Origin of the sequence: Sphingobacterium psychroaquaticum (genome assembly GCF_004421025.1) — a bacterium.
Taxonomy (GTDB): Bacteria; Bacteroidota; Bacteroidia; order Sphingobacteriales; family Sphingobacteriaceae; genus Sphingobacterium; species Sphingobacterium psychroaquaticum.
The window spans coordinates 2813975-2840569 of record NZ_CP038029.1; the positions used below are offsets into that span (position 1 = coordinate 2813975).

The window sequence follows — 26595 nt, forward strand, 5'->3', positions numbered from 1 at the left end:
GAGGGATTTCTCTTTTATAAGCAACGACTATAAAGCCGCAATAGCTGTATTTAATGTTGCTGAAGGACGCATCGCTTTTTCGGTCAACGCATCGCTCGGGAAGTAGTAACCACCAATTTCTTGTGGTTTTCCTTGTGCACCGATTAATTCTTCATTGATTTTCGCCTCGTTAGCTGTCAAAGCATCTGCTAAACCTTTGAAACGAGCAGCTAGCTCAGCATCTTTCGTTTGCTTCGCTAATTCTTGCGCCCAGTATAAGGTTAAGTAGAAGTGTGAACCGCGGTTATCAATCTGTCCAACACGACGAGCTGGTGACTTGTCATTGGCTAAGAACAACGCATTCGCCTCATCTAACGCATCAGCAAGCACCTGCGCTTTTGTGTTGTTCTGTGTTTGCGATAAATGCTCTAATGAAGCTTGTAATGCTAAGAATTCGCCTAAAGAATCCCAACGCAAATAACCTTCTTCCACAAATTGCTCCACATGCTTCGGCGCAGAACCACCCGCTCCTGTTTCAAACAAACCACCACCATTCATCAACGGTACGATAGACAACATCTTGGCTGAAGTTCCTAGTTCTAAAATTGGGAACAAATCTGTCAAGTAGTCACGCAGTACGTTACCTGTTACCGAAATTGTGTCTTCGCCTTTACGGATACGCTCTACCGAGAATAAAGTCGCTTCGATTGGTGCTAGAATACGGATATCTAAACCTGTCGTATCGTAGTTTGGTAAATATTTATTTACTTTTTTGATAATCTCTCTATCGTGTGCACGGTTTTCATCTAACCAGAAAACAGCTGGTGTATTCGACAAACGCGCACGGTTCACGGCTAATTTTACCCAATCTTGAATCGGTGCATCTTTCGTTTGACACATACGGAAGATATCACCTTCTTCTACCGCTTGTTCCATAAATACAGCTCCTTGTGCATCAACAACACGGATTGCACCTTTAGCTGCTGCCTCGAATGTTTTATCGTGTGAACCATATTCCTCTGCTTTTTGCGCCATCAAACCTACGTTTGGAACGGAGCCCATTGTGGTAGGATCATATGCGCCATTCGCTTTACAGTCATCAATCACAGCCGTGTAAACACCAGCATAACAACGATCTGGAATAATAGCAATCGTATCTTGTGGCTTACCTTCTTTGTTCCACATTTGGCCAGAAGTACGGATCATAGCAGGCATCGAAGCATCTACGATTACGTCAGAAGGCACGTGTAAGTTGGTAATACCTTTGTCCGAGTTCACCATTGCTAAATCAGGACCATTGGCGATAGCTGCATCAATAGCCGCTTTAACCTCAGCCTCTTCCGGTTGGCCTGCAATCTTCGCATAAACCTCACCTAGACCGTTGTTTTTGTTGATTCCTAGAGAAGCGAACAACGCGCCGTATTTAGCGAACACATCTTTAAAGTATACTTCGACGATAGCACCAAAAATAATTGGATCCGATACTTTCATCATCGTCGCTTTTAAGTGTGCTGATAACAATACACCAGCAGCTTTAGCTTCATCGATCGTTTTGGCAACAAATGTTTTTAGCTTCGCAATACTCAAAACGGATGAATCAATAACCTCACCTGCTTTTAAGTTTGCTAAACCTTTCAGTTCTTTAACAGAACCATCAGCTGCAACAAACTCAATTTTAAATTGTGTGTCCTGCTCTACTGTTACAGATTTCTCTGTTGCGTAGAAATCACCTTCTGTCATCGAAGCTACTTTCGTTTTGCTTGCTGATGACCAAGCTCCCATAGAATGCGGATTTGCTTTCGCGTAGTTTTTCACCGCTTTTGGTGCACGACGATCGGAGTTACCTTCACGCAAAACCGGATTTACAGCTGATCCTAAAATTTTAGCGTAAGTTGCTTTAATAGTCTCTTCTTCCGCATTAGCTGGAGCATCTGGGTAGTTTGGAATATTGTAACCCGCTTTTTGCAACTCCGCAATGGCACCTTTCAACTGAGGAATAGAAGCCGAGATATTCGGTAATTTGATAATATTTGCCTCCGGTGTAGTGGCCAACTGGCCCAACTCCGCTAAAGCATCTGCTGTCTTCTGCTCAGCAGTAAGGTATGCATTAAAATTAGCGAGGATACGTCCTGCCAATGAAATATCTTTTAATTCAACTTCAATATCAGCAGTCTTAGCGAATGCTTGGACAATAGGTAAAAACGAATAGGTCGCCAACAAAGGTGCCTCATCAGTTTTTGTGTAAATAATTTTAGATGACATAGTTCTCTATTGAAAGATTATTAATTTTCTATGAATAAGTATTGATTTTTATCAATGGTATAGAGCCATTTACAAAATCCGTTTAAAGATAAGCATTTGAAAGTAAAAACGCCATAATTGTGTGAATTATGACGTTTTTGACAAAATTTATGACTATTTCGAATAGAAATAGAACGAAATAGTATACTACGCGGAAGCGTGTATCAACTAATCTTTCAATTGTGTAATATCGACCTTAGGCTTCGGTAGTTGCATCGCCTTAATTGCCGCTTTGCAATTATCGACCATCTCCTGCGTCATCTTATAGGTATAATCACCGTAATCTTCAATATCAAACTCACCTACGTAGAAGAAGCCATACTGATCAAAAAAGCCTGTTAAATCCGTTTTACTCACTTCACATGCTTTTTTCACAAAATTCAGCTGATAAACCGCTGGATTATTAGCCGCTAAACGATCGCTAGCCCAGTCGCCACGGCGACGCCCTCTGCTTTGTGGTTGCTCCGACTTCGCTTGTTGACGGAATGCCTCAAACAAATCAGGGTAGAAGTTCGGATTTTGTCCAGCACCTTCAAAATAAAGCTGTAATTGCCAAAAAGGAATTAAGCGATTGAAAACATCCTTATCTTGTAGAAAAGAGATTCGCTTGTCAATAATACTACTACGTGCTGTCGAATAATTATTCTGTTCCGACACCCTTGTTTTATTGCCGAATGACCGCGTAACGTAGAGCGAGAACAGATTGTTACTCACCTCTCCTAGTCCGCCCCAATTAAAGTAAGGTCGCAACTGGTGCACATGGCCTACTTCATGCGAGAAGCCCCAGCAAGGATCTCCTTTAATCACGACATCGGGATTGGCAACCATCCCCATGGCATACCCTGGTTTTACGCCCATGTATGCCACACCATCTCCATCTCTGAACATGTAATAATTGTAGTTCACACGAGCTAATATTTTGTTAGCAGGTACTTTGCCGTGCTTTTCGAGCCCCATTAAGCGATGCTGACGGTATACTAAAGAATCGTAGTTATTGATTAAGTCGGTACCACGACCGGCCGCATATTTTTGTAAGGCTTCCTTCGGGTAAGCAACCTGAATATGCTTCCCTTTTGCATCCAAAACAGGATACACTGTATTGGCAATTAGCTTGTCCCAATCGGCATTAGTATTACGCTGATTATCGAAATATCCATTGACAGCAGCCCCTAAGAAATGAATCTCGACAGCAGGCTGTCCCTTTAACTCTTCCACAAAATAATCTACGTACGCCAATCCGCCAAAATCTTTCACATCAATGATATTAACGCCGTTGCGCAAACTAAAAGTTTGTCTTTTCAATCCCCAGCCATTTGGATCCTTTGTCGGGTCTTCCACCCCTTGCGGTGCACGGCGTTCCCAGTTAGGTACTAATAAATTTACCGGTGTTTCGCCTGTTATCCCATCGACTATGATAACATTTTTCCCGATCGGCAAGTAGATCCCGGTAATATTTTCGTATTTGCTGTAACCGTCACCAATAGACAAATCATGCCCCAAAACAGTCGGCGAAAGGATCGGTTGATATTTTGCAACGCGGTATGTAGTGCTGTACTGGTTTTTTAAAAGTTGAGTAGCAACCGCTTTAATTTCTTTGTTTTGAATCTTGTTGATGGCAGCCAATGCTGTTCCTTTTTTCAATTGCGTCGCCATTGGATTAGCGAACACGGAAAGATCTTGGTACACAGCTGAAACTTCTTTCGCTGTTTGCGCATACCCAACCTGTAAAGATGCAGCAGCACTTAACAGAAAAAATAGTAATCCCTTTTTGTTCATTTTTTGTTCGTTGGTACTTGAATGTGGTTTGTAGAATGTAGTTGGTTGTTTGTAGTTCGTGGTTTATTGTTCGTTGTTTGTAGAAATTGTCTTTAATAGTTGGTTATTGATAGTTTACTATTTGATGAGCACTATCTTCAAACAAAAAACACCGTTATCTGGCACTAAACTAGGTTAATTATCAAATTTTGATAAATGGAAGGTGTAACATTCCTGAAACAAAAAATCGTGAAAGGACAAATACGCAGACTAGCGTATTAGTAAATCGTTTGCGTAATTTTAGGTGGTTTTTAGTGCTTCGTTTCGAGTTTGTAGTAAATCCACAAACTAACGAACAAGAACGACAGGAGCTTACTAGTAGAGGTGAGTTTACAAAAGGACAGAAGTTGTTACAAAGGGCAGTTTCAAAGGACACGAGCCACAGGCTCGCGCCAGCGAAGTGACCCACAAACCACCTACGAACCACACTCTACAAACAACGAACTACCATCCACTTGGACGGGGACAAGCCCAACCCCTACAGCTAACGACCATCGAGAAACCGGAGCTCTACAGACACAAGATCTTGTGTCTCTACTACTTCATACCAACCACAAACTCCCCTCTACCAACTACCAACTAAATATCTTGTGCAATCAAGTAACCTGAGGCCCAAGCCCATTGAAAATTATAACCACCGAGCCACCCCGTGATATCTACGGCTTCGCCACCGAAGTACATCCCGGACATCTTTTTTGACTCCAGCGTTTTTGGATGCAGCTCGTCCGTAGAAATGCCACCACGCATGACTTCCGCTTTATCGTAGCCTTTATCACCGGCTGGTTTTACAGTAAACTGATGGATCGTTGTATTGATAAGTTTAGCATCAGCTTTGCTCAGCGACGCTATTTTTAGGTGTATAGGCAGAAACTTTCCTAGCGCCTCCACCATCTTTTTCGTAAAAAAATCATTCAACAACTGTCCAACCATACGTTTCCCCCCTTGCTCCCGCTCCTCTTTGAGAAGCTGTTCAAACTTATGGTTAGGCAACAAGTCGATCGTTATCGTTTCTCCTGGATTCCAGTACGAAGAAATCTGCAAAATAGCCGGCCCACTCAATCCCCAATGTGTAAAGAGAATATTCTCTTCGAAGGAAATCTTGTTGGTCGAGACACGCGCAAAGACCGAATTTCCTGCCAATGAAGCATACCAATCCGCGTCCTTACCTGTTATCGTTAAGGGAACCAATGCGGGCGCAGTCGGTTCCAATGCCAAGCCATACTTACGTGCTATGCGAAGTGCAAAATCAGATGCACCCAATTTAGCCACAGGCAGTCCACCTGAAGCGAAAACAACTTTAGCAGTTTGAATTACCTGTAGACGTCCCTCTCTTTCGATCGTCAGCGTATACCCACCATCAACCTGTTCTACCTCCTTCACTAAGGTATTGAGCCAAATATCCTGTCCCGTTTCATACATCAACTTCGTAAAAACGGCCACAATATCTTTTGCTTTATTCGTTGTCGGAAACAATTGCCCCAACGTTTTCTCTTCCCCAACGATTCCACCATGCCCTTCAAAAAAATTGATGGTATCATCAACTGTCCATTGCGCAAAAGCAGCATTAAGAAAATCAGGATTAGCGGATATAAAATTTGCTTTCGAGGTATAGAGGTTCGTGAAGTTACAGCGTCCACCACCTGAGATCAATATCTTAGCGCCTGGTTTATCGTTACGTTCTAATACCAACGTATTCTTTCCCAACATCCCAGCCTGCACCGCACACATCAAGCCGCAGGCGCCAGCACCTACAATAACCGCATCATACCCCATTAATACGCAATTAAATCATCGGGAGCTAAAGTAATTGTACGTTGTTCCGCCCAAGACTGCTCTGCAAGCTCTAACAGACGAATAACATCCCGGCCTTGTGCTGCTGTTACCGTAAAGCTAGACTCACCTTTTAAGGTCGAAGCCACATTCTTATAAAAATCTTGTCCGGTTCCCACCTCACTCACAACCTTCTCCACGTGATCTGCACCATTTTCGATAATATTCAAAACGCCCTGAATCTCTTCCCCCTCTTTACCCCAATCCGTAGACTCATGCGGCAGTGCTCCGGCACGCAATAGGTTTTCCTGTGGGTCGACACCATGTTTCACAAAAGATCCATTCCAGCCATACAAAGCAAATCGAGGGGTAGGCTCTTTCGCCAACATCTGCCCGAAAAGGGATACTTTTAACTTCGGATAGCTTAATATAAACTCAAAATCATCCACGGCTTGTGCACCTTCACGCTGCCGACGTAAGTCCGCAAAAATACGCTCTGGTTTCCCAAATAGTTGTAATGCCTGATCCAACAGATGTGCCCCTAAATCATAGTGAATACCTGACCCCGGAAGATCGATCTCCCGCCATGCACCTGGGCGCAAAAAGTTACGAAAACGATCATAGCGCGCTTGGTAATTCACGAGTGGACCTAAACGACCACTCTCGATAAGTTTCTTAACCGTTTTATAATCAGAATGAAAACGGGCATTATGATGCACCGTCAGTAACAGTCCCTTTTCCTTCGCCAAAGCAAGTAACGCATCAGCTTCCGCCACGGTATTGGTAAATGGTTTTTCTACCACGACATGTTTACCCGCTTCTAAAGCTTGCTTTGTCAACTCGAAATGCACATCATTTGAGGTGGCAACAACGACCAAATCGACATCCGGATCGTTGATAATATCATCTGCAGATGGAACCGCTATTGCCGTTGGATAGCGACTTGCTAAAAGCGCCTGCTGATCCGCCTTCCGTGCGGTCACTTTATAAAGCTCCAAATCGGGATTACCCGCTATAAACGGCGCATGAAAAACCTGTCCGCCAATCGAAAAACCGATTAAACCTATCTTAAACTTTGCCATAATTACATTCTTTCTGGAACCTGGATACCTAATAGACGCATACTCTCCGCAATAATGCGTGCAGCAACAGCCGACAGGTGTAAGCGAAAATGTTTCACCGACTCAACCTCTGCTTTGAGAATCGTTTCTTCGTGATAGAATTTGTTATACAATTTCGCTACATCGTATACATAGTTTGCGAGCTGTGCTGGCGAAAACTCGCTCGCCGCAGCGCTTAGAACTGTTGCAAAGTTACCTAAAGACTGAATAAGATCACGCTCATAAACAGATAGATTATCTACACTACTTAAAGGAAGACTTTCGGTATATTCTGCTTTACGTAACACAGATTTGATACGTGCATACGTATATTGGATAAAAGGGCCAGTATGTCCTTGGAAATCCACCGATTCATTCGGATCGAACAACAATCTTTTCTTCGGATCTACTTTCAGTAAGAAATACTTTAAAGCGCCCATACCGATCGTATTGTAAAGCACGGCTTTCTCCTCCTCTGTAAAGCCTTCAGTTTTCCCGAGCTCTTCGGTACGAAGCTTCGCTGTTTCCACCATCTCCGCCATCAAATCATCCGCATCAACAACTGTTCCTTCGCGAGATTTCATCTTACCCGATGGTAGATCGACCATGCCGTATGAAAGGTGGAACAAACCATTAGCCCAAGGTTTACCCAATTTCTTCAAGATGGCAAACAACACTTTAAAGTGGTAGTCTTGCTCATTCCCCACCACATAAATAGATTCGTTCATCTGAAACTCATCGTATTTCAATTGTGCGGTACCTAAATCTTGCGTTATGTATACCGACGTACCATCGCCACGTAACACCAACTTCTCATCCAATCCTTCCGCTGTGAGGTCGATCCAGACCGAATTATCTTCTTTCTTGAAGAAAACACCTTTCTCCAATCCCTCTTGAATAATATCTTTACCTAGTAAATAGGTATTCGATTCGTAATAGTATTTGTCGAAATCAACGCCTAATTGGTTATATGTTTTTTCAAAACCTTCATACACCCAACCGTTCATGGTCTTCCATAAACTTATTACCGCATCATCCCCAGCTTCCCACTGTTGCAGCATCGCCTGCGCAGCCTTAATCAATGGCGCATTCTTCTTTGCTTCCTCTTCCGTCTGCCCCTGCTCTTTTAGCGCTTCAATCTCTTTCTTGTATTCTTTATCGAAGATGACATAGTATTTACCGACCAGGTGATCACCTTTCAAACCGGCCTGTTCAGGAGTTTCTCCGGCACCAAACTGTTGCCATGCCAGCATCGATTTACAAATATGAATACCGCGATCGTTCACCAAATTAGCTTTAATCACATCATAGCCATCCGCTTTTAAGATCTCAGCCACCGAATACCCTAACAGGTTATTCCGGATATGGCCTAAGTGCAATGGTTTATTTGTATTTGGCGAACTGTATTCCACCATCAAACGCTTTCCATTACGAGGCATCTTACCGTAATCGTCCGCCAACATCACGCGTTGAACCAAATCAATCCAGTAGCTATCAGCGAGGCTGATATTCAAAAATCCTTTAATAACATTGAAATCTACAATTTCGGCAATATTGGCTTTTAAATATTCTCCAATTTCTGCTCCGGTTTGCTCGGGTGACTTTTTAGAGAATCGGGTAACCGGAAAAGTCACAATTGTAATTTGACCTTCAAATTCCTTGCGCGTTTCTTGCAAGGTAATCTGGGTTGTTGGAATCTCTGCTTGATAAAGTGCACTTACAGCATGAGCAGTTTGCTCAATCAATCTCTGTTGAATAGAATTAGCCATGTAATAGTTTCGTAATATTTATAACTTTCTGATAATGAACAAGAAAAATATATTCGTTTATAGTTAAGTATTCATCATGAAAGTATATCTTTGCCAAAAATAATAAAAAATGCAGAGCTATCAGGAATTTCTTGACTTAAGTGTTGGTTTTCCGCAAGACGGATTCGAAATTATCGACGACGAATTGTACTTCCACGACCTGAATTTGATGGAGATGATAGAGACGTATGGCACGCCATTGCGTTTTACCTATTTACCCATTGTCAGTAAAAAAATTCAACAGGCGAAGATCCTTTTTCAAACCGCTATCCTTAAGCACAATTACAGGGGATCGTACAAATATTGTTATTGTACGAAATCTTCTCACTTTAAACACATTGTAGAAGAAGCGTTAAAGAACGACATTCACTTGGAAACCTCTTCGGCTTTTGATATGCCGATGATTGACTCTTTGGAACGTGCCGGAACGGTAACCAAAGATATTACTGTAATCTGTAATGGTTTCAAAACCTACCAGTATAAACAGTATATTATCGATATGATTCATGACGGGTATACCAATATTATCCCGGTATTGGACAACAAAGAAGAGTTCAACCTATACGACGACGAAATCGAGCTGGATCAACCTTGTGCATTGGGTATTCGGATTGCTTCTGAAGAGCAACCGGATTCACAATTCTACACATCCAGACTAGGTATTCGCCAGGAGGATGTCCTTGACTTTTATAACAATAAGATTGCGGATAACCCGAACTTCAAAGTTAAGTTGTTGCACTTCTTTATTAACTCCGGTATTTCGGATACGCCGTATTACTGGAATGAGCTAGAGAAATACGTAACACTATACTGTAAATTCAAGAAGGTGAATCCTGATTTGGATACATTGGATATTGGTGGTGGTATGCCTTTCAAAGATTCTTTGGTACACGATTTCGATTACGAATATATGGTAAACGAAATTGTAAATCGTATCAAACAGATTTGTGCACATCACGAAGTAATGGAACCGGATATTATTACGGAGTTTGGTAAATACACCGTCGCTGAAGCTTCAGGTATCTTGTATAAAGTACTGGGGCGCAAGCAACAAAACGATCGTGAGAAATGGTTTATGATCGATGGTTCATTTATCACCAACCTACCAGATGTATGGGCGTTGAACCAGAAATACATCTTGTTACCGATCAATAACTGGGATTCCGAGTATGAACGGGTGAATCTTGGCGGCATTACTTGTGATGGTCAAGACTATTACAATCAAGAGGCACATATGAACTCTGTGTTTATGCCAAAAACGCGTAAAGTACAGTATTTAGGTTTCTTTCACACAGGAGCTTATCAAGATGTATTGAGCGGATATGGCGGTATACACCACTGTCTGCTTCCTTCCCCGAAACATGTACTTGTTCGTCGTAATAGAGATGAGACATTCAACTACGAAGTGTTTGGTGAAGAACAGAACTCCAAACAAGTAATGAAACTATTGGGCTACCAATAACAGATAAAAAAATAAGGGCTACCAAATTGGTAGCCCTTATTTTTTATCAATCTTCCTCACTTTCCCTTCTTACCTCTCCTTACATTTTTGCGTCCATCAACTTATCGGACTTCGATTGCGGTTGACCCAATTTCATCTTGAGAACAAAAGGTTCGGTACTCTGAAAATCGGTAGGCAATTCGATATCATAATACGTGTTTTTATCTAAATCTAAACCGATATCGGCATGCCGCACCGTCAATGCGCCCTTCGTTTTTAACAACATCGCATCTATAGGAGCCATTGTTGCTTTTTTGGGAACCGCTATCCGGATGCTGTTATTTACCGGCCTGTTGAATACCGTTAAATACAAAACATCGCCCTTCTGCGTATAATAACCAAGTTTCGAGGATGGCAAATCCGCATGACGCACGCCATACACCGCTTCACTGTTCACACGCATCCAATCCCCTATTTCCTTTGCCAACTTATCTTCTCCCGGATGCATCATTCCTTGTCCGTCCGGGCCAAAATTAAGTACAAAATTACCGTTCATTGATACGGACTGCATCAGCATATCCAATAAATCGTTGGATGTTTTGGTATACAAGCCAGACCAGTCTTTCATATAGCCCCAACCGTTAGGTGGTATCGTCATAACTGCATCCCAGTCGTTCCCGTCGAGCCATTCGAATGAACCAGGCAACTTCCGTTCCCAACCTTGCTCATAGTCGCCTAATATCTTTCCATTGCTATCAAAGTGACGCTTCCCATGCTCATCATTCCTAAAGCGAGATCCAATAATCAAACCTGGATGTTTCGCACGCAGGTCTTTCTCGAGCTGGTACGTAAACTCATACGACTGAATCCAGGACTGATCCCATGTTCCATCGAACCAAAACCCTTTCACAGCCGGATAATTATCCAACAGTTCCATTAGTTGGTTCTTGGTATAAGTCAAGAATTTTCCAAACTGCGCCTTTTCCTCATCCGTTTTTGGTGCTTTCCCCATATAATTGGGATTATTCCATTCCAACACCGAAAAGTAGAGATACACATCAATTCCTTCCGCCGTATAGGCATCAACGACCTCTTTGACGATATCGCGCTTATAGGGCGATTTGGTGATATTATAGTCAGAGAATTTTGTTGGCCACAATGCAAAACCATCGTGGTGCTTCGTTGTGAAAATCATGTACTTCGCTCCCATCGCTTTGGCTTGCTTAGCCCAAGCTTTCGCATCGAAGCTTTTAGGGTTAAACTGCTTGTACAGATTATCATAGGTATTTTTCCAGTCTTTCGGCACCGTATTTCCGCCCCAAGAACGGATCCACTCCGAAGCGGCGGCACCACCACGTGCGCTCACCCCTTCCCATTCATTTCCAGGAATGGCATAAACACCCCAATGGATAAACTGACCGAGGCCATAATTTCGAAACGCTTCCATGTCCTTATCCGTCCGTTTAGCCGGTGTAATTGGGCCGTATTTCACTTCTTTTGTCTCTGTTGGCTTTGGCTTTGGTCCAGTCCATTGCCCCACAGCGGACATCGTTGTTGCCACAGCAAAAGCGGCAACAAGGCTTGCTCTAATTGTGCTATTCATAATCGTTTATTATTGCAGTGTCCATACCATTTCATCCACCAGTTCTTTCCCAGCGGTGGTCCCTTTTGCTTGGATTTTATTTTCGCCCTTTTGGAGCGATACTTGGTCTACCACCCAATGCTTGGCATTCACTCCATTTTTTGCATGATACACTTTACCGTTCACTGAAATAGTGACTGCCGATAGATTGGAAAATACCTGAATCTTAGTAATCGCTGCTGTACGTTGGTGATCGCGACGGTTCGCCAAATACAACATCGGCTCTGGATTCCAGTTTGCTTTGTACCAATAGAATGAATCTTTCTTCCGTTTACGGTCAAATGTTACCAATCCCTTTAGGTTTCGTGCGTTTACGCCGCCCCGGTTCCATGCGGGAACAGCAAACTCAAACATATTCCACACATAAGAAGCGACGATGATCGGATTCTTCTCAATGGCAGCCCATTGTTGAATATGCGTTTCTGTTTGGTAATTCTCTGGGAAAGACTTTCCAGATACGACGTCTTTCGGCTGCTGCAAGAGCTCCTGACCGATATCCATATTTCCATCTGCCCCGTACTCGGTAAGCATCACCTTATACGCCGGAAAGTCTCGTTGCACCTTTTCTGCCCATGGCCCTAGATCTTCGATCTTACCACCGTACCAACCGAAATAATGGTTTATCCCTTGGACATCGGTACTCAGGTTTTCTTGTCTATCGACCACATTGTAACCTGTTACAGCGCCCGTATAGCGGTCAGGGTCTAATGTTTTGGCTATATCATTGAGCTCCCGCGAAAGAACAGGCACCTGCTCGTCGGCCGTCTTGGAATACACTTCGTTATGAACGCCCCAAATGTATATGGATGGGTGATTAAAGTTTTGTTTAACCAACTCATTCATTTGTTGCTTCGCGTTATCATGCTCATAATAAGAAACACGGTTAACAAACGGAATCTCGGCCCAAACGAGGAAACCCAAGCTATCGGCCAATGAATAGGTATCAGGCGATTGTTGGTAATGTGCCAGACGAACAGTCGTTACGCCAAGCTCCTTCATCATCAGAAAGTCTTCTTTATGTTGCGCAAAGGTCAACGCCGAACCATACCCCAGACGATCCTGGTGGCGAGCAACGCCGTACATGGGATATTTCTTCCCGTTTAAAAACACGCCTTTACCTGCCACAATCTCAACCGTACGCACGCCTAATGGTTGTTTTACTATGTCCAACTCCTTTCCGCCTTGCACCAACTTGGTCGTCACGGCATATAAATGAGGATCCCGAACACCATCCCACAGGTGTGGTTTCTCCAATCTGAGGGTTTGATCCACATAAGTAACGCCTTGTGGACTAATGGTCACGGGTTTCTTTTGGGATAGGACAACCTTACCCTCCATATCTGTGATTTCCGTCAGTAGATCGACTTGCTGTATGGTCTTTTCTTTGGTTTCTAATTTAGCTGAGACTGTAATATCGGCACTTTTTGCAGAAACATTTTTCTGACGGATATAGATACCGGCAGAAGCTTGATCAGTTACCACAAAATTAGTCTTGGCGGTGGTAATTAAAGAGACGGGCCGATAAAGACCGCCATAGACCGGAAACAAGAACTGATTGATGGGTAATACATCTTTCCGCGATTTATTATCGACTACGACTGTTACGACATTTTCTTTTTCGTAGTCAATCGAGTTGGTTATCTCAAACACGAACATGGAGTAACCGCCCTTATGCTCTCCGATATAACTATCGTTTACATATAACTGCGCAACCGCCCCTACACCTTCAAACTTTAGGAAGGTACGTTTTTGCTTCTGATCGGCCGCTGTGTTGAACCTCTTTCGATAAACAGCTTTTCCTTCGAAGAAGTTTCGATCTTGCTGCATATCGTCTTTATTATAGGTATGTGGCAGGGTTACATTATCCCAAATCTCCAGCTTGGTCCATTGTCCTTGCGATTCAACGTACTTCTGCCCATTTTCAAAATCGGTAAAAAAAGTACTGTTATTAGCCTTATAAAACTGCCATCCATCGTTAAAGGACTGCATTGTACGTGACTGTCCAAAACTGGCACTAGATAGTAGCATACCTACAGCACATAATGTAGATAGCTTCTTCAGATTCATCATTCTGTTACGGTTATAATTTACAATCTCTAAGATAGGGATTAATAGAGGAGAGTTTTGGACACAATCGATTGTTTGAACGACGAAAACGTTTACGTAACGGCTATGACACACAAAAAAAGAGACACAAATTAATTGTGTCTCTTTTTGGTATATTTAGTTCGACATAAGCCCAAAGGGCTCAGTATAGCTAAATCTGGTATCGTTAAATCAAGCTGTATTACGACTCGCTGGTATCTTCACGGAAAGGCGCTTCTTCATCAAATTCTCCTTCCCATTTAGCCACAACGACCGTTGCCAGGCAGTTTCCGATAACATTTACCGAGGTCCGTGCCATATCCATCAATTCATCGATACCTAAAATTGCTGCAATAACGAAAGTAGGTAAACCAAACTGATCGGCTGTTGCGATCAATACAATTAGGGAAGCACGCGGAACCGCAGCAACACCTTTAGAAGTAATCATTAACGTAAAGGCAATAAGCAATTGCTGCCCAATAGTTAACTCAATACCAGCAGCTTGCGCAACAAATATAGAGGCTAAAGAAAGGTATAAAGATGTTCCATCTAAATTGAAGGAATATCCCGTTGGAATTACAAAAGAAACTATTTTTCGCGGTACACCAAATTTCTCCATCGCGCTCATGGCTTTCGGTAAAGCCGCATCTGAACTGGTTGTCGCAAAGGCTATTGAAACCGGCTCTTTTATGGCCTGTATAAATTTCTTTACCGGCACCTTTAAAAATAGGGCTACAGGCAATAGGACCAAACCTAAAAAAGCAAAGAGAGCCAAGTATAGACTTCCTAAGAGCATGAAAAGATTTTTTAAAATATCCGCTCCCAAGTGACCTACCGTATACGCCATAGCTGCGCCGACACCGATCGGTGCAAACATCATAACCAAGTTCGTAAACTTAAACATAGCTTCAGAAAGACTTTCTGTAAAGTCAACCAACGGTTTTCGTTTCTTCTCCTCGACAAGCGCTAATCCAATACCGAAAAGCACCCCGAAAATTACGATCTGAAGAACTTTATTCTCATAAACCGACTTTACTATGTTCTCTGGAAATGTATCTCGAACAAAGGCATTGAACTTGTAGAGACCATGTACACTTTCATCAATATGACTCAGCGCTTTGGCGTCACTATCGGTCAAAGCTGACATCTTCGGTAGTTCTTCATGCGGCATATTAGCGACATCGACTCCTACCCCTGCCTTCGTTAAGTTAATAACGATAAGTCCAATAAAAATAGCACAAGAAGTGGCGAGAAAGAAGTACAACATGGATTTCCAGGCCATACGTCCGACAGACTTCAGGTCCGAATGTCCTGCAATACCAAATACCAAGGTGGCAAAAAGTATAGGACCAACAATCGTCTTCACTAATTTAATAAAGCCCTGTGAGAGTGGTTGCATTGCTTTCGCTACTTCAGGAAAATCGAGCCCGACGAAAACCCCTAGAATCAAACATGTTAATATCCATGTAGTCAGGTTTTTACGAACAATAGCATTCAGGGTTAAGACAGCGCCTACGATCCACCGTACAAACATCATAACATTCGGATGGATGGTAAACCAATCGAACTCATAAATTAAGGTCAGAATAATCGCAATCGAAACAGTGAAAAGGGTTAGATACCCAATTTGTTTTTTTAGCATGTAGTGTTATTTATGTTTCTTGGTAGCAAAAATATAAAAATAGGCATGGTATCCAAAATCTATAATGCAGTTAGGGCTGACCCCTGTATAGAAAAGTTACGCTTAAAGCCTATTTTTCTTACCTAAAATTAACAGCCTATCCGTACAACATGTGTAGATTAAAGCATAAAAAATAGTTCAATTCAAGGTTTTGTTTTGAATTCAAGAATCAGCACAAAACGAAAAAAGCCTGCTAATCAAATGATTGCAGGCTTCTGTTGGTACGCCAATCAGGGTTCGAACCTGAGACCTACGGTTTAGAAAACCGTTGCTCTATCCAGCTGAGCTATTGGCGCCTCCGTTTGTGCTACAAAAGTAGCTATTTGAGGCAAATAAGCAAAATTAATTCTCTTTTTTTTTGCGTCCTAATGCCGTTCAAACGGAAGCTACTTATACTGAGCCGCTTATTTTTCTTGCCATAGGACAAGCATAACATTGAAAATTCTATACTATCTTTGGTTTACTTATAAACTTAAAAAATTAACACCATGGCTAAAGTACATTTTTATCTAAACTTCAACGGGAACTGCGACGAAGCTTTCACATTTTACCAGTCCGTATTTGAAGTTCCCTCTTTAGGTACACATCGCTTTGGCGACATGCCTGAAGACCCTCATGTAACAATTCCTGCCGAACAAAAAAACAAAGTACTCCATACTGCACTTCAGATTAACGAGCAAGTCATGCTCATGGGGTCTGACTGTGTGGAAGGTTTTGGTCCAAAGGTCACTTTTGGCACAGGAACTTATATTATGCTGGATACCGACACACCGGAAGAGGCCCAAAAACTACACGCCAGACTTACCAAAGATGCTCAAAACATCGAAATGGATCTGGGGGAAACATTCTTTGCCGAACTATTCTCCTCTTTTATCGACCAATTTGGTATCGCTTGGATGGTTCACTATGAAGGAAACAAGAAATTAGGATAAACAAATAAAAACCATGAAAATTTTAAAGTATATACTGTTTATTGCCTTAGGACTTATTGCGGCCGTCCTCATCGTTGCCCTGATCGTGCCTAAAACATTCCATGCCGGAAGCACTATTAGTATCAACAAACCGGCAAACGAAGTTTTCGACTATGTTGTTTTGCTTCGTAATCAAGGGAACTACGACAATTGGTCAAAACAAGATCCAAATATTGATAAAAAATATACCGGAACGGATGGCACAGTTGGCTTTACTTACGAATGGAAAAGCAAGAAAGTTGGCGATGGAAAACAAGTTATCACCCAGATCGATCCCGGAAAAAAGGTGGAGATGAACCTCTTTTTCAATGGTTCGGAGACAGCCAACCCTTCTTCGTTTGTGGTAACACCGATCGACAGTGTCAGCAGTACAGTAGAATGGCAAATTGATGGAACAATGCCCTACCCTTTCAATATCATGTCTTTATGTTATGATATGAACAAGGATTTCGATGCGGGCTTACAAAATCTAAAGCGTATCTTAGAAAAAAACTAAGAAGATATGACGTTGACTGCTAATGCCTCTATACAAATACAAAAGCCCATTGCCGAAGTATTTGAAGCTATTGTAGACCCCGAAAAAATGCGAAATTATTTTATTTCGCACGCTTCAGGTACATTGGAGCCCGGGGTAACGGTGCAATGGTCTTTTCCTGAATTTGAAGGAAACTTTCCGGTTCTCGGAAAGGAGATTCAGCCGTTCTCCTATATTTCATTTGATTGGAGTGCTGGTAAGGAAGGACAGCTCGTTGAAATTTTCTTAACACCACAAGAAGATGGTTCGACGGTCGTGAAAATAGTAGAAAGCACAATGGAAAACACGGAAGAAGGGATATTAGCCATGAAACAGCAAACAGAAGGATGGGCCAACTTCCTGGCCTGTCTAAAAGCATTTTTAGAATACGGCATCAATCTCCGCACTGGAGCTTTTGATTTTATGAGAGAAAAGAAGTAAAACAACCTTCACGTCGCTTAATGTTTATTTCGCAACGTAAAGTGTAATCCCCTCCTTGATGGTCTCCGCAACTTTAATATTGCGGAGATCTTTCGGATCCATCGCTAATGGATTGCTATCTAAAATCACCAAATCAGCCAACTTACCTTTCGCAATCGACCCTTTATCATGCTCTTCATGGTATTGAAAAGCGGCATTAATCGTGATGGCTCGTAACGCATCCATAACAGAGATACGTTGATCTGCCCCCAAAACGACACCACTTCTTGTTGTTCTATTTACCGCAGCATATACCGCTGTTAACAGATTAGGTGGTGTAACCGGAGAATCATGATGAATAGTAAATGGTATACCGGCATTTTTTGCGGCTTGCGTCGGACTTAAGAATGCGGCTCTTGCGGAGCCAAAAACGTTATTCACAGACCAATCTCCCCATAGGTGTACATACGCCGGAAAGTAAGACGGAATCAAACCTAAGGCTTTAATTTTCGACATATGATCAGGACGGCTATTTTGCCCCTGAATTAACGTCGCCCGAATATCCTCGGTATACACACCTTCGCGAGATAATTGTTCCACCACACGAAGTGCCTGATCGATAGCTGCATCACCATTGACATGGAGCTGCGCCGTTACCTTTTGTAGGAACAGACACTTCAGATCCTCGTATAATACAGAATCCGGATATATAGACCTCCCCCGATACGTACTGCTTTCTCCAGCAGGTGGCACCAGATAAGGAGCTGTAAGCCAGGCAGCCTTCCCTTGTGTAGAGCCATCACTGGAAAATTTAAATCCACCAAGCTTTAGTCGATCTCTATATTTCATATAATCCGCCTTCATAGACCCTATTTCATTCCGTACCGATTCAAAGTCCGGGAAATAAATGACATCTACTTGAAAGAGACCTTCAGAAGCCACCGTTTTTAACAATTCCATACTCCCATTCATCGTTCGACCATCACAAACTGTTGTCTGCCCATTTCGGATCCATAATTCTTGTGCGTTAACCAAACGCTCAATCTTCTTTTTAAGCACATCTTTTGGATTATCGCCTGTCGGCAGTTTGGCCATCAATGTGGCTAAGGCATGGAAAGTGGCATTTCCGTCTAACCTCCCATTTAGCCGATCACCTAGCGAGTTCCTGGCGTAATCATAATAGCCACCTTCAGTATCTTTCGTTTTCTCATTAATCCCTAACAGCGCTAACATAGCAGAATTAACAACAGACATAGAACCGGAGGCGTGCAATACCATAATAGGGTGTTTTGAGCTCACAGCATCCAGTTCATCCCGCGTCGGATGGCGAGGTTCACTCATCATGGCATCATCGTACCCATTCCCGATAACAGGGGTGCCAGCAGAAATACTATCTGTTCTGATGTACGTACGCAATACCTGCTGTATGTTCTTAATCGAATTAACTTTCCCAGGAGGCGCAGGCGATAAATCCACAGCTCCTTCCAGATCGGCCACCGCAGTAAGATGGCTATGTGTATCGATAAAACCCGGAAGTAATGTTTTTCCTTTCAAGTCTCGCAGCACCGTGCGCTTATCCTTATAGTCCTCACTTTCCTCCAACATCCCCACAAAGAGAATCTTTCCATCCTTAACCCCAACGGCCTCAACTAAAGAGTCTTTTCCTCCCTCCATCGTAATAATCGGTCCCCCATAAAAAATAATGTCGGCCTTTTGTTTCACCGTAGGTTGTGAACAGGAGAAAAACAAAGTCAGTCCAACCCCCTGCAAACACAGGGTCAGTCTATTGATACAATTAAACATAAATTGATAGTAGTTTTTATTAACTATAAAAACAATAATTTTCTATTTATGTTTTAGAAGAAGTAAAGAGAGTGAAGACGTAAAGAGAGAGATATTCCAAATAAAAAAAGCGCTTCCTAATGGAAACGCTTTTATATATCTTAAAGTATAGTTACTATTCTGCGTGCAACCATGCTTTTTTCGCTAAAAGTTCTTCTTCACTTTCAACAACTTCTTCATCTTCCACGCAACAGTCTACCGGACAAACAGCAGCACATTGTGGTTCATCGTGAAAACCAACACACTCTGTACATTTATCAGAAACGATATAATAGACTTCATTTGATATAGCATCTTGCGATGCTGCTGCATCCAACGTTACGCCATCACCAAAATCTATCACACCATCCAAAGCGGTACCGTCTGCAAATTTCCACGGCACACCAGCATCATATATTGCATTATTTGGGCATTCTGGTTCGCATGCCCCGCAGTTTATACACTCGTCAGTAATTTTAATTGCCATTTATAACCTTACAATTATAATAAATAAACTAATTTTGTCTTGTCATCAGAGTTTCTACTAAACCCCGAATAAATCTATACAAAGCTAGTAGTTATTTCTTAATGACGGACAAAGATAACGGAAAAAAATATCAGAATAATTCTAAATAATAAGATTTTGACACTGAATCAACGAATAAAAGCCTTCGCCGCCTTGGGTGATTTTCTACGAAGCAAACCACAAGTATTACGCGATGTTATCGCGCAAGCTGCTGTAAAAAACCCGTGGTACACCCCTGCCAACACAATAAAACAGATGGAAGCGATCGCAAGTAACCTTGAATATGACAAGCTCGAAGCATGGGTTGCACCTTTCGGAGATATCGATACAACAAAAAAAGTAGGACTTATTTTAGCAGGTAACATCCCTTTGGTCGGCTTTCACGATATACTAGCGGTCTTAATTGCAGGTTTTACCGCACAGATTAAAGTTTCCTCTGACGATGCTGGCCTCACTTCTTTTCTACTAAACGCACTCGTAGAAATAGAACCACAATTTGCTACGCAGATTGAAGTCGTGGAGCGCTTGAAAGATTTTGATCTCATCATCGCTACAGGGAGTGACAATAGCTCTCGTTATTTTGAGTATTATTTTGGTCAAAAACCAAATATCATTCGAAAAAACAGAAACTCAATAGCCATCTTAACTGGACGTGAAAGTAGGGAGCAACTCGAAGCCTTGGGGCATGATATATTTGATTACTTCGGTCTGGGGTGTCGTTCTGTTTCCAAACTTTATATACCGAAAGACTATCCCATCGATCATTTTTTTGAAGGCATCGAAGTCCATAAAGGAATAATTGACCATTTCAAATACGGAAATAACTACGATTATAATAAATCGATCTACCTTATAAATGGCGATAAGCATTTTGACAATGGTTTTCTTCTGTTAAAGGAGGACACCAAATTTGCGTCTCCTCTAGCCGTTGTCTTCTACGAGACCTACGAAAGTTTAGAAGATCTAACCGCTAAACTGGAACTGGAAAAAGATAAAATCCAGTGTATCGTCACGCCATCAGCAATAAGCTTAGACATTCCTACGTTTGAATTAGGAGGTAGTCAAACCCCCTCTTTAACGGATTATGCCGATGGCGTAAATACGTTAGCGTTTTTGAAAGCAAATGCATAGACAGATTCTTTAAAAAAATTTTAACTTTGTTTTATGTATGTTATTAAAGTCAAAGGCGTCGCAAAAATACCCGACTACGTGCAATTACGGGATAGCGCTTTTACGCTGTTAGCATATTTTCGTGTCGATCGTCCCGACAAATCCCTAGAGAAGCTTGGTTTGGGCGATAAAGCGGAGTATATTATGCAAGTGGTCAAAGAGATGCCCTTTGGGCAGATAAAAAAAATTGATGTTTAAATCATATTATGGCAGAAAATACAGTTATCAAACTTAAAAACGTAAATATATACCAACAGAAGCACCTGGTGCTTTCGCATGTTAATTTGGATATTCAACAAGGTGAATTCATTTACCTCATCGGTCAGTCTGGTACAGGAAAAAGTAGTTTGCTTAAAATTATTTACGGAGATCTCTACATTGCGGATGGAGAAGGGATGGTTGCAGGATTCGACCTACGCAAGTTGCATGAAAATGATGTTCCTTATTTACGTCGTAAATTGGGTATTGTATTCCAAGATTTCCATTTGTTGAACGATCGTACAGTTGAAAAAAACCTTGAATTTGCACTGCGCGCAACGGGCTGGACAGAGAAAGGTTTAATTGAGAACCGTATGCTCGACGTATTGGAGAAAGTAGGTTTACGTTCTAAGTTACGCAAAATGCCACACGAGTTATCCGGTGGTGAGCAACAACGTATTGTGATTGCCCGTGCCCTACTTAACAATCCGGAGATCATCTTAGCCGATGAGCCTACCGGAAACTTAGACCCAGCAACCTCCGAAGAGATTGTTTTATTACTTCGTGATATTGCGGCTGCGGGAACCGCAGTTCTTATGGCGACACATGATTACCAGATCATCCGAAATATGCCTGCGCGGGTGATTAAAACCGCGGACGGCGCCCTACATGACAATGTAACGATATAAGGTCAGATTAGACTGACAGATCATCAAGAAACCGACATTTTGTTTGTTTATTTTCCAAATAAGCTGACAGGGTGTCGGTTTATTTTGCATTGGCAACATAATTGACCACCCCTATTTTAACATATTTAACATAGCTACATAATTTTGATATGACGAACGGACAAGAGAATGATTTTCAAGATGAAAATCTCGAGAATTTGGATCAAACTTCAGCGCAAGGAAGTACAGAAGAGCTATCTTTAGAAGAGAAGTTGCAGAACGAATTAGCAAATGCAAACGATAAGTATACCCGTTTATTTGCTGAATTCGACAATTATAAAAAACGCACATCCAAAGAAAAGGTTGAACTTATTCAATCAGCAAGCAAAGATGTGTTGAATAAACTTTTACCGGTTTTGGACGATTTTGACAGAGCACTAGCGGCTATGCAAACCACCCAAGAAGTAGAAGCGGTAAAAGAAGGAGTAGAATTAGTGAATCAAAAGTTTCGCAAAACATTAACGCAGGAAGGCCTGAAGGAAATGGAAAACCTGATCGGTCAACCATTTGATCCTGAGTTCCAGGAAGCGATTACAGCTATTCCTGCGCCTACTGAAGATTTAAAGAATAAGGTTATTGATGTCGTAGAGAAGGGATACTTCTTGAACGATAAAGTAGTTCGTTTTGCGAAAGTAGTAATAGGTCAATAAGAAGATGTCGAAGAGAGATTATTATGATGTATTAGGTGTTTCCAAGTCTGCGGAAGCTTCAGAGATTAAATCCGCCTACCGTAAGTTGGCGATTAAATTTCACCCAGATAAGAACCCTGATGACAAAGAGGCGGAAGACAAATTTAAAGAAGCTGCCGAAGCATACGAGATCCTAAGCAATCCAGAAAAGCGCCAACGGTATGACCAATTTGGACATTCTGGAAATTCAGCTTCAGGTTTTGGTGGTGGCAGCATGAATATGGATGACATATTCAGCCAGTTTGGCGATATCTTTGGTGGAGGAAGCCCTTTTGAGAGCTTCTTCGGTGGTGGTGCCCGTGGTGGCGGCGGCCGTCGTGTGCAACGCGGTAGCAATCTACGTATTAAGGTAAAACTTACACTAGAAGAAATTGCTAAAGGTGTTGAGAAGAAAGTTAAAGTAAACAAACAGATACACTGTCATACATGTAGTGGCACAGGAGCAAAGGATAAATCTTCATACCATACCTGTAACACTTGTGGTGGTTCAGGATCGGTGCGCCGTGTAACGAATACGATCTTAGGTCAAATGCAAACGACAAGCACCTGTCCTACCTGTAACGGTGAAGGTGTTGAGATTACCGCTAAATGTACCACATGTAAGGGCGAGGGTCTAGAACGTGGCGAAGAAACGATCACGATCAACATCCCTGCTGGTGTAAGCGAAGGCATGCAACTCTCCATGAGTGGCAAAGGTAATGCTGCGCCACGCGGTGGTGTACCGGGCGACTTGATTATCTTGATTGAGGAGGTAGCGCACGAAACATTGAAACGTGACGGTATTAATATTATCTACGATCTATACATCAACTTTGCAGACGCCGCATTAGGCACGAGTGTGGAGATTCCGACTATTGATGGCAAAGCCAAGATAAAGATCGATCCAGGAACACAGGGTGGCAAGATTTTACGCTTAAAAGGAAAAGGTATTCCGGAAGTAAATTCGTACCACAAAGGTGATCAGTTGGTGTATGTCAATGTATGGACACCAAAAGCTGTTTCGCAGGAAGAACGTACACTATTGGAGAAACTTAAAAACTCCGCTAACTTTAAGCCACAACCGGGCAAAAGTGAAAAGTCGTTCTTCGAACGGATTAAAGAATATTTCGAATAAAAAAAGTATAATACAATAAAAGATCCCTCCTTGCGAGGGATTTTTTATTAAACAGTCTTTCTGACATGACAAGAATGCCGCTTTTCGGCACAAACGGCAGCAAACTCATGTGCCGACTCCAAAATCAGTTCTTCTTTTGTATTTAACGATCTAGAACACAGCATAAATGCAACTATATGACAAAAATAATGTAACAAAAATTCTACAAAACAAGCCTCAGGCCAAACAATCGCAAATAAAGACACACAAATACAGATAGTTGCGCAAACAAACATTATTGTGACAAAATAATATTCACTTTGGCACAAGTATTGAACTAACTGAACCAAATAGAAAAATAGTCAGTATTTAAGAACAAAATTAATTTAAAGTACTATGAAAAAGTTATTCTTAACATTAACAGCTGTAGCAGCACTAACATTAGCTTCAAACGCACAAACTGAAAAAGGAAAATTCATCGTTGGTGGTCAAGTTGGTTTCCAATCTTCAAAAGTAAAAGATACAGACGCAAAAACTAACTCATTCTCTATCAACCCTACTGCTGGTTACTTCGTAAGTGACAACTGGGCAATTGGTACAGGTGTAGGTTACAACTTCGGTAAAGTTGAAACAGGCGCAGACAACAGCATAAAAACAAGCTCTTTCCAAGCAGCTCCTTTTGTAAGAAACTATGTAGGTAACGGTCAATTCAGATTCTTCTCTCAATTGTCAGTTCCTATGGCATGGGGAAAAACTACTACAGAAGTTGCAAGTGTTGAAACAGATCGTAAATTTGAGACTTACGGTGTTGAATTAGCGCCAGGTTTTGCTTTCTTCCCTACTAACCGCGTTGGTATTGAATTGAAAGTTCGTGGTTTGTACTTCGAGCACAGAAACGAAAAAACTGCTGATATCAAAACAAACACTTTCGGTTTAGATGCTAACTCTTTAGCACCAACTTTAGGTGTTCAGTTCCACTTTTAATCGGAAGCTTTAACAAGCCTTAAATAAGAGAAGTGCCAGTTTAACGACTGGCACTTTTTTTTGTTCACTGCCCTCCGTATACTTAGGACGACTTACCATCTCAGTACCTCCATCTCTCAAAAAGAAAGGCTTCAATCGGGGAGATTGAAGCCTTACTAACTAACCAATTATTAACCTAAATTATGAATACTAGTACTAGTTCAACTTACATGCCAAAACCAATTAGCAAGCTCCATTTAACACTTCTTAACAAGATCCAGACATAATGCTGACAAAGTCACGCCTCACACCAGGCTTCCTCGAATACCAACCGCCTAGCTCGCAAAAAAAGTGTACTTTTGTGACATGACAATACAGCAGATATTAGACAGGATGCAGATCGCCGAATTGAACGACATGCAAAAAGAAGTTCAAGAACGGTATAATCCAAATGCTGACTTTATATTACACTCTCCTACAGGCTCCGGAAAGACACTCGCATTTACGATGTTGTTGGACAAACACCTTAAACAAGACAAACCAGGTGTTCAAGCTCTAATTTTGGTTCCCACTCGAGAACTTGCCTTACAAATTGAACAAGTAGTAAAAAAAGTTCTTGTAGGCTATAAAGTAACCTGTTGTTATGGCGGTAATGACACCAAGGTGGAACGAAACAAACTGCGTGAAGCGCCTGCCATCCTAATCGGAACACCTGGTCGTATCCTCTACCATATGGATCGCAATCACTTCGACCCCCAGACCATCTCGGCTTTGGTGCTCGATGAATTTGATAAATCATTGGAATTCGGTTTTATCGGACAGATGACATCAATTGTAGAACGTCTGACCAACCTGACCAATAGGATCCTGACATCTGCCACCACGATGACAGATATTCCGACGTTCACAGGAATAGGCGAATATGTCATGGTAAATTACTTGGACAACAGTGCAGCCGCACCGAAGCTCAGTATCAAGAAAGTTATTGCACCGGCGCAACACAAGTTAAAAGCTTTATTCAAGCTGCTCTGCAAAAATGGTCCAAAGAAAACATTAATCTTTTGTAACCACCGTGAAGCGGCTAATCATATCAGTGAGCTACTGGAAGACCGTGAAATCATACACGACCTTTTCCATGGTGGCCTCGAACAAGTGGATCGCGAAATAGCACTTTTAAAATTCAGAAACAATTCGAATCGTATATTAATCACCACGGACCTCGCAGCTCGCGGCCTCGATATCCCGGAAGTAGACACTATTATCCATTATCAACTTCCTTATAAAGAGGATGCTTTTATTCATCGTAATGGTCGTACAGCACGTATGCAATCAAGTGGTGAAGTTTACGTAATCCTGAAACCTGAAGAGGATTATCCTTATATTGATAAGGACTGTCCGGAAGAATTGTTGGATGGTGAATATGACCTGCCACCAAACTCTCCTTTCGCTACACTTTACATTACTGGTGGTAAGAAAGATAAAATCAACAAAATAGACATTGTAGGCTTTATCCTCAACCTAGAAGATGTTCAAAAAGATGATTTAGGGATCATTGAAGTCAAGGAGAAAGAAGCCTATGTTGCTGTAAAGCGTTCTATTGCTTTAAGTATCATTAAACAAGCCAATAATCAAAAAATCAAAGGCAAGAAAGTACGCGTTGGACGGACGTAGGGTTTTAGTTGATAGATCGTAGTTTGTAGAAGGTAGTTTCGTTTGTAGTTTGTAGAGGGGAGTTTGTAGTTCCCTGATGCTGGCGCGAGCCTGTGGCTCGTGTCCATTAATATTAGTTGTTGTTGATAATAAGGAAGGACACGAGCTAAAAGCTCGCGCCAGCGAGAGAAGGATTCGTGCTAAGGCAAGTTGCTACAGGTTGCAAAATC

21 protein-coding genes and 1 tRNA gene are annotated in these 26595 nt (G+C 41.9%); 11 read left to right on the plus strand and 11 right to left on the minus strand.

Annotated features, from left to right (window positions below; translation table 11 throughout):
- Positions 1-27: 27 nt before the first annotated feature.
- The 5 genes from E2P86_RS11985 to argS all read right to left on the minus strand — a co-directional run bounded on the left by E2P86_RS11985 (position 28) and on the right by argS (position 8734).
- Entirely contained in the window at positions 28-2241 is a 2214-nt protein-coding gene (locus tag E2P86_RS11985) for an NADP-dependent isocitrate dehydrogenase (RefSeq protein ID WP_134433291.1), read from the minus strand.
- Between the two features lie 207 nt (positions 2242-2448).
- Positions 2449-4056, minus strand: a complete 1608-nt coding sequence (locus E2P86_RS11990) for a M60 family metallopeptidase (RefSeq protein WP_134433293.1) — start codon at positions 4054-4056, stop codon at positions 2449-2451.
- A gap of 618 nt (positions 4057-4674) precedes the next feature.
- Positions 4675-5868, minus strand: a complete 1194-nt coding sequence (locus E2P86_RS11995) for a BaiN/RdsA family NAD(P)/FAD-dependent oxidoreductase (RefSeq protein ID WP_134433295.1) — start codon at positions 5866-5868, stop codon at positions 4675-4677.
- Entirely contained in the window at positions 5868-6947 is a 1080-nt protein-coding gene (locus E2P86_RS12000) for a Gfo/Idh/MocA family oxidoreductase (protein WP_085471419.1), read from the minus strand. The genes E2P86_RS11995 and E2P86_RS12000 overlap by 1 nt, the downstream gene beginning before the upstream one ends.
- Before the next feature lie 2 nt (positions 6948-6949).
- Complete coding sequence (gene argS / locus E2P86_RS12005) at positions 6950-8734, minus strand: arginine--tRNA ligase (protein ID WP_134433297.1); 1785 nt, start codon at positions 8732-8734, stop codon at positions 6950-6952.
- Between the two features lie 109 nt (positions 8735-8843).
- On the opposite strand from argS, the gene E2P86_RS12010 reads away from it, so the two are divergent.
- Complete coding sequence (locus tag E2P86_RS12010; RefSeq protein ID WP_085471417.1) at positions 8844-10235, plus strand: arginine decarboxylase; 1392 nt, start codon at positions 8844-8846, stop codon at positions 10233-10235.
- A gap of 79 nt (positions 10236-10314) precedes the next feature.
- Here E2P86_RS12010 and E2P86_RS12015 read toward each other — a convergent pair whose 3' ends face one another.
- The 4 genes from E2P86_RS12015 to E2P86_RS12030 all read right to left on the minus strand — a co-directional run bounded on the left by E2P86_RS12015 (position 10315) and on the right by E2P86_RS12030 (position 15918).
- Complete coding sequence (locus E2P86_RS12015) at positions 10315-11817, minus strand: alpha-L-fucosidase (RefSeq protein ID WP_134433300.1); 1503 nt, start codon at positions 11815-11817, stop codon at positions 10315-10317.
- A 9-nt stretch (positions 11818-11826) separates the two neighbouring features.
- On the minus strand, positions 11827-13926 hold the full coding sequence (locus E2P86_RS12020; protein WP_206367963.1) for a glycoside hydrolase family 2 protein: 2100 nt from the start codon (positions 13924-13926) through the stop codon (positions 11827-11829).
- Positions 13927-14143: 217 nt separating this feature from the next.
- Entirely contained in the window at positions 14144-15583 is a 1440-nt protein-coding gene (locus E2P86_RS12025) for a dicarboxylate/amino acid:cation symporter (protein ID WP_085471414.1), read from the minus strand.
- Between the two features lie 258 nt (positions 15584-15841).
- Positions 15842-15918 (minus strand) — tRNA-Arg (locus E2P86_RS12030).
- Positions 15919-16110: 192 nt separating this feature from the next.
- On the opposite strand from E2P86_RS12030, the gene E2P86_RS12035 reads away from it, so the two are divergent.
- Genes E2P86_RS12035 through E2P86_RS12045 form a run of 3 tightly spaced genes read left to right on the plus strand, consistent with a single transcriptional unit; the run spans position 16111 to position 17548 of the window.
- Positions 16111-16554 (plus strand): VOC family protein, encoded by a 444-nt coding sequence (locus E2P86_RS12035; protein ID WP_134433302.1) that lies wholly within the window; start codon positions 16111-16113, stop codon positions 16552-16554.
- A gap of 13 nt (positions 16555-16567) precedes the next feature.
- Positions 16568-17089 (plus strand): SRPBCC family protein, encoded by a 522-nt coding sequence (locus E2P86_RS12040; protein WP_134433304.1) that lies wholly within the window; start codon positions 16568-16570, stop codon positions 17087-17089.
- A gap of 6 nt (positions 17090-17095) precedes the next feature.
- Positions 17096-17548, plus strand: coding sequence for an SRPBCC domain-containing protein (locus E2P86_RS12045; protein ID WP_085471411.1), 453 nt, complete (start codon positions 17096-17098; stop codon positions 17546-17548).
- A gap of 24 nt (positions 17549-17572) precedes the next feature.
- Here the strand turns inward: E2P86_RS12045 and E2P86_RS12050 are convergent, their stop codons facing one another.
- Together E2P86_RS12050 and E2P86_RS12055 are read right to left on the minus strand one after the other, a co-directional pair.
- Positions 17573-19330 carry an amidohydrolase gene (locus E2P86_RS12050; RefSeq protein ID WP_134433306.1) on the minus strand — a complete coding sequence of 586 codons (1758 nt, stop codon included), beginning with the start codon at positions 19328-19330 and terminating at the stop codon, positions 17573-17575.
- Between the two features lie 154 nt (positions 19331-19484).
- Positions 19485-19835 (minus strand): 4Fe-4S dicluster domain-containing protein, encoded by a 351-nt coding sequence (locus tag E2P86_RS12055; RefSeq protein WP_085471409.1) that lies wholly within the window; start codon positions 19833-19835, stop codon positions 19485-19487.
- A gap of 156 nt (positions 19836-19991) precedes the next feature.
- Between E2P86_RS12055 and E2P86_RS12060 the strand changes: the two genes are divergently transcribed.
- The 7 genes from E2P86_RS12060 (at position 19992) to E2P86_RS12090 (ending at position 26386) form a co-directional block, all read left to right on the plus strand.
- Positions 19992-21005, plus strand: coding sequence for an acyl-CoA reductase (locus E2P86_RS12060; protein WP_134433308.1), 1014 nt, complete (start codon positions 19992-19994; stop codon positions 21003-21005).
- 33 nt (positions 21006-21038) lie between these two features.
- A complete protein-coding gene (locus E2P86_RS12065) occupies positions 21039-21242 on the plus strand; it encodes a fructose-6-phosphate aldolase (protein ID WP_085471407.1) in 204 nt (67 codons plus the stop codon).
- A gap of 8 nt (positions 21243-21250) precedes the next feature.
- The gene (locus tag E2P86_RS12070) at positions 21251-21931 is read left to right on the plus strand and encodes a cell division ATP-binding protein FtsE (RefSeq protein WP_085471406.1); all 681 of its coding nucleotides are present in this window, start codon (positions 21251-21253) and stop codon (positions 21929-21931) included.
- Positions 21932-22080: 149 nt separating this feature from the next.
- Positions 22081-22620 carry a nucleotide exchange factor GrpE gene (locus E2P86_RS12075; RefSeq protein ID WP_085471405.1) on the plus strand — a complete coding sequence of 180 codons (540 nt, stop codon included), beginning with the start codon at positions 22081-22083 and terminating at the stop codon, positions 22618-22620.
- Positions 22621-22624: 4 nt separating this feature from the next.
- Positions 22625-23773 carry a molecular chaperone DnaJ gene (dnaJ, locus tag E2P86_RS12080; protein WP_134433310.1) on the plus strand — a complete coding sequence of 383 codons (1149 nt, stop codon included), beginning with the start codon at positions 22625-22627 and terminating at the stop codon, positions 23771-23773.
- A 375-nt stretch (positions 23774-24148) separates the two neighbouring features.
- Entirely contained in the window at positions 24149-24736 is a 588-nt protein-coding gene (locus E2P86_RS12085) for an outer membrane beta-barrel protein (protein WP_085471403.1), read from the plus strand.
- A 345-nt stretch (positions 24737-25081) separates the two neighbouring features.
- Positions 25082-26386 carry a DEAD/DEAH box helicase gene (locus E2P86_RS12090; protein WP_085471402.1) on the plus strand — a complete coding sequence of 435 codons (1305 nt, stop codon included), beginning with the start codon at positions 25082-25084 and terminating at the stop codon, positions 26384-26386.
- Positions 26387-26595 lie beyond the last annotated feature (209 nt).

Bases quoted from the DNA above. Each gene is read 5' to 3' on its own strand.
- E2P86_RS12055 (WP_085471409.1), bottom strand. From the start codon at position 19,835: ATGGCAATTAAAATTACTGACGAGTGTATAAACTGCGGGGCATGCGAA.
- E2P86_RS12020 (WP_206367963.1), bottom strand. From the start codon at position 13,926: ATGATGAATCTGAAGAAGCTATCTACATTATGTGCTGTAGGTATGCTA.
- E2P86_RS12070 (WP_085471406.1), top strand. From the start codon at position 21,251: ATGGCAGAAAATACAGTTATCAAACTTAAAAACGTAAATATATACCAA.
- E2P86_RS12025 (WP_085471414.1), bottom strand. From the start codon at position 15,583: ATGCTAAAAAAACAAATTGGGTATCTAACCCTTTTCACTGTTTCGATT.
- dnaJ (WP_134433310.1), top strand. From the start codon at position 22,625: ATGTCGAAGAGAGATTATTATGATGTATTAGGTGTTTCCAAGTCTGCG.
- E2P86_RS12035 (WP_134433302.1), top strand. From the start codon at position 16,111: ATGGCTAAAGTACATTTTTATCTAAACTTCAACGGGAACTGCGACGAA.
- E2P86_RS12010 (WP_085471417.1), top strand. From the start codon at position 8,844: ATGCAGAGCTATCAGGAATTTCTTGACTTAAGTGTTGGTTTTCCGCAA.
- E2P86_RS12090 (WP_085471402.1), top strand. From the start codon at position 25,082: ATGACAATACAGCAGATATTAGACAGGATGCAGATCGCCGAATTGAAC.
- E2P86_RS12015 (WP_134433300.1), bottom strand. From the start codon at position 11,817: ATGAATAGCACAATTAGAGCAAGCCTTGTTGCCGCTTTTGCTGTGGCA.
- E2P86_RS11995 (WP_134433295.1), bottom strand. From the start codon at position 5,868: ATGGGGTATGATGCGGTTATTGTAGGTGCTGGCGCCTGCGGCTTGATG.
- argS (WP_134433297.1), bottom strand. From the start codon at position 8,734: ATGGCTAATTCTATTCAACAGAGATTGATTGAGCAAACTGCTCATGCT.
- E2P86_RS12065 (WP_085471407.1), top strand. From the start codon at position 21,039: ATGTATGTTATTAAAGTCAAAGGCGTCGCAAAAATACCCGACTACGTG.
- E2P86_RS12045 (WP_085471411.1), top strand. From the start codon at position 17,096: ATGACGTTGACTGCTAATGCCTCTATACAAATACAAAAGCCCATTGCC.
- E2P86_RS11985 (WP_134433291.1), bottom strand. From the start codon at position 2,241: ATGTCATCTAAAATTATTTACACAAAAACTGATGAGGCACCTTTGTTG.
- E2P86_RS12075 (WP_085471405.1), top strand. From the start codon at position 22,081: ATGACGAACGGACAAGAGAATGATTTTCAAGATGAAAATCTCGAGAAT.
- E2P86_RS11990 (WP_134433293.1), bottom strand. From the start codon at position 4,056: ATGAACAAAAAGGGATTACTATTTTTTCTGTTAAGTGCTGCTGCATCT.
- E2P86_RS12040 (WP_134433304.1), top strand. From the start codon at position 16,568: ATGAAAATTTTAAAGTATATACTGTTTATTGCCTTAGGACTTATTGCG.
- E2P86_RS12085 (WP_085471403.1), top strand. From the start codon at position 24,149: ATGAAAAAGTTATTCTTAACATTAACAGCTGTAGCAGCACTAACATTA.
- E2P86_RS12000 (WP_085471419.1), bottom strand. From the start codon at position 6,947: ATGGCAAAGTTTAAGATAGGTTTAATCGGTTTTTCGATTGGCGGACAG.
- E2P86_RS12050 (WP_134433306.1), bottom strand. From the start codon at position 19,330: ATGTTTAATTGTATCAATAGACTGACCCTGTGTTTGCAGGGGGTTGGA.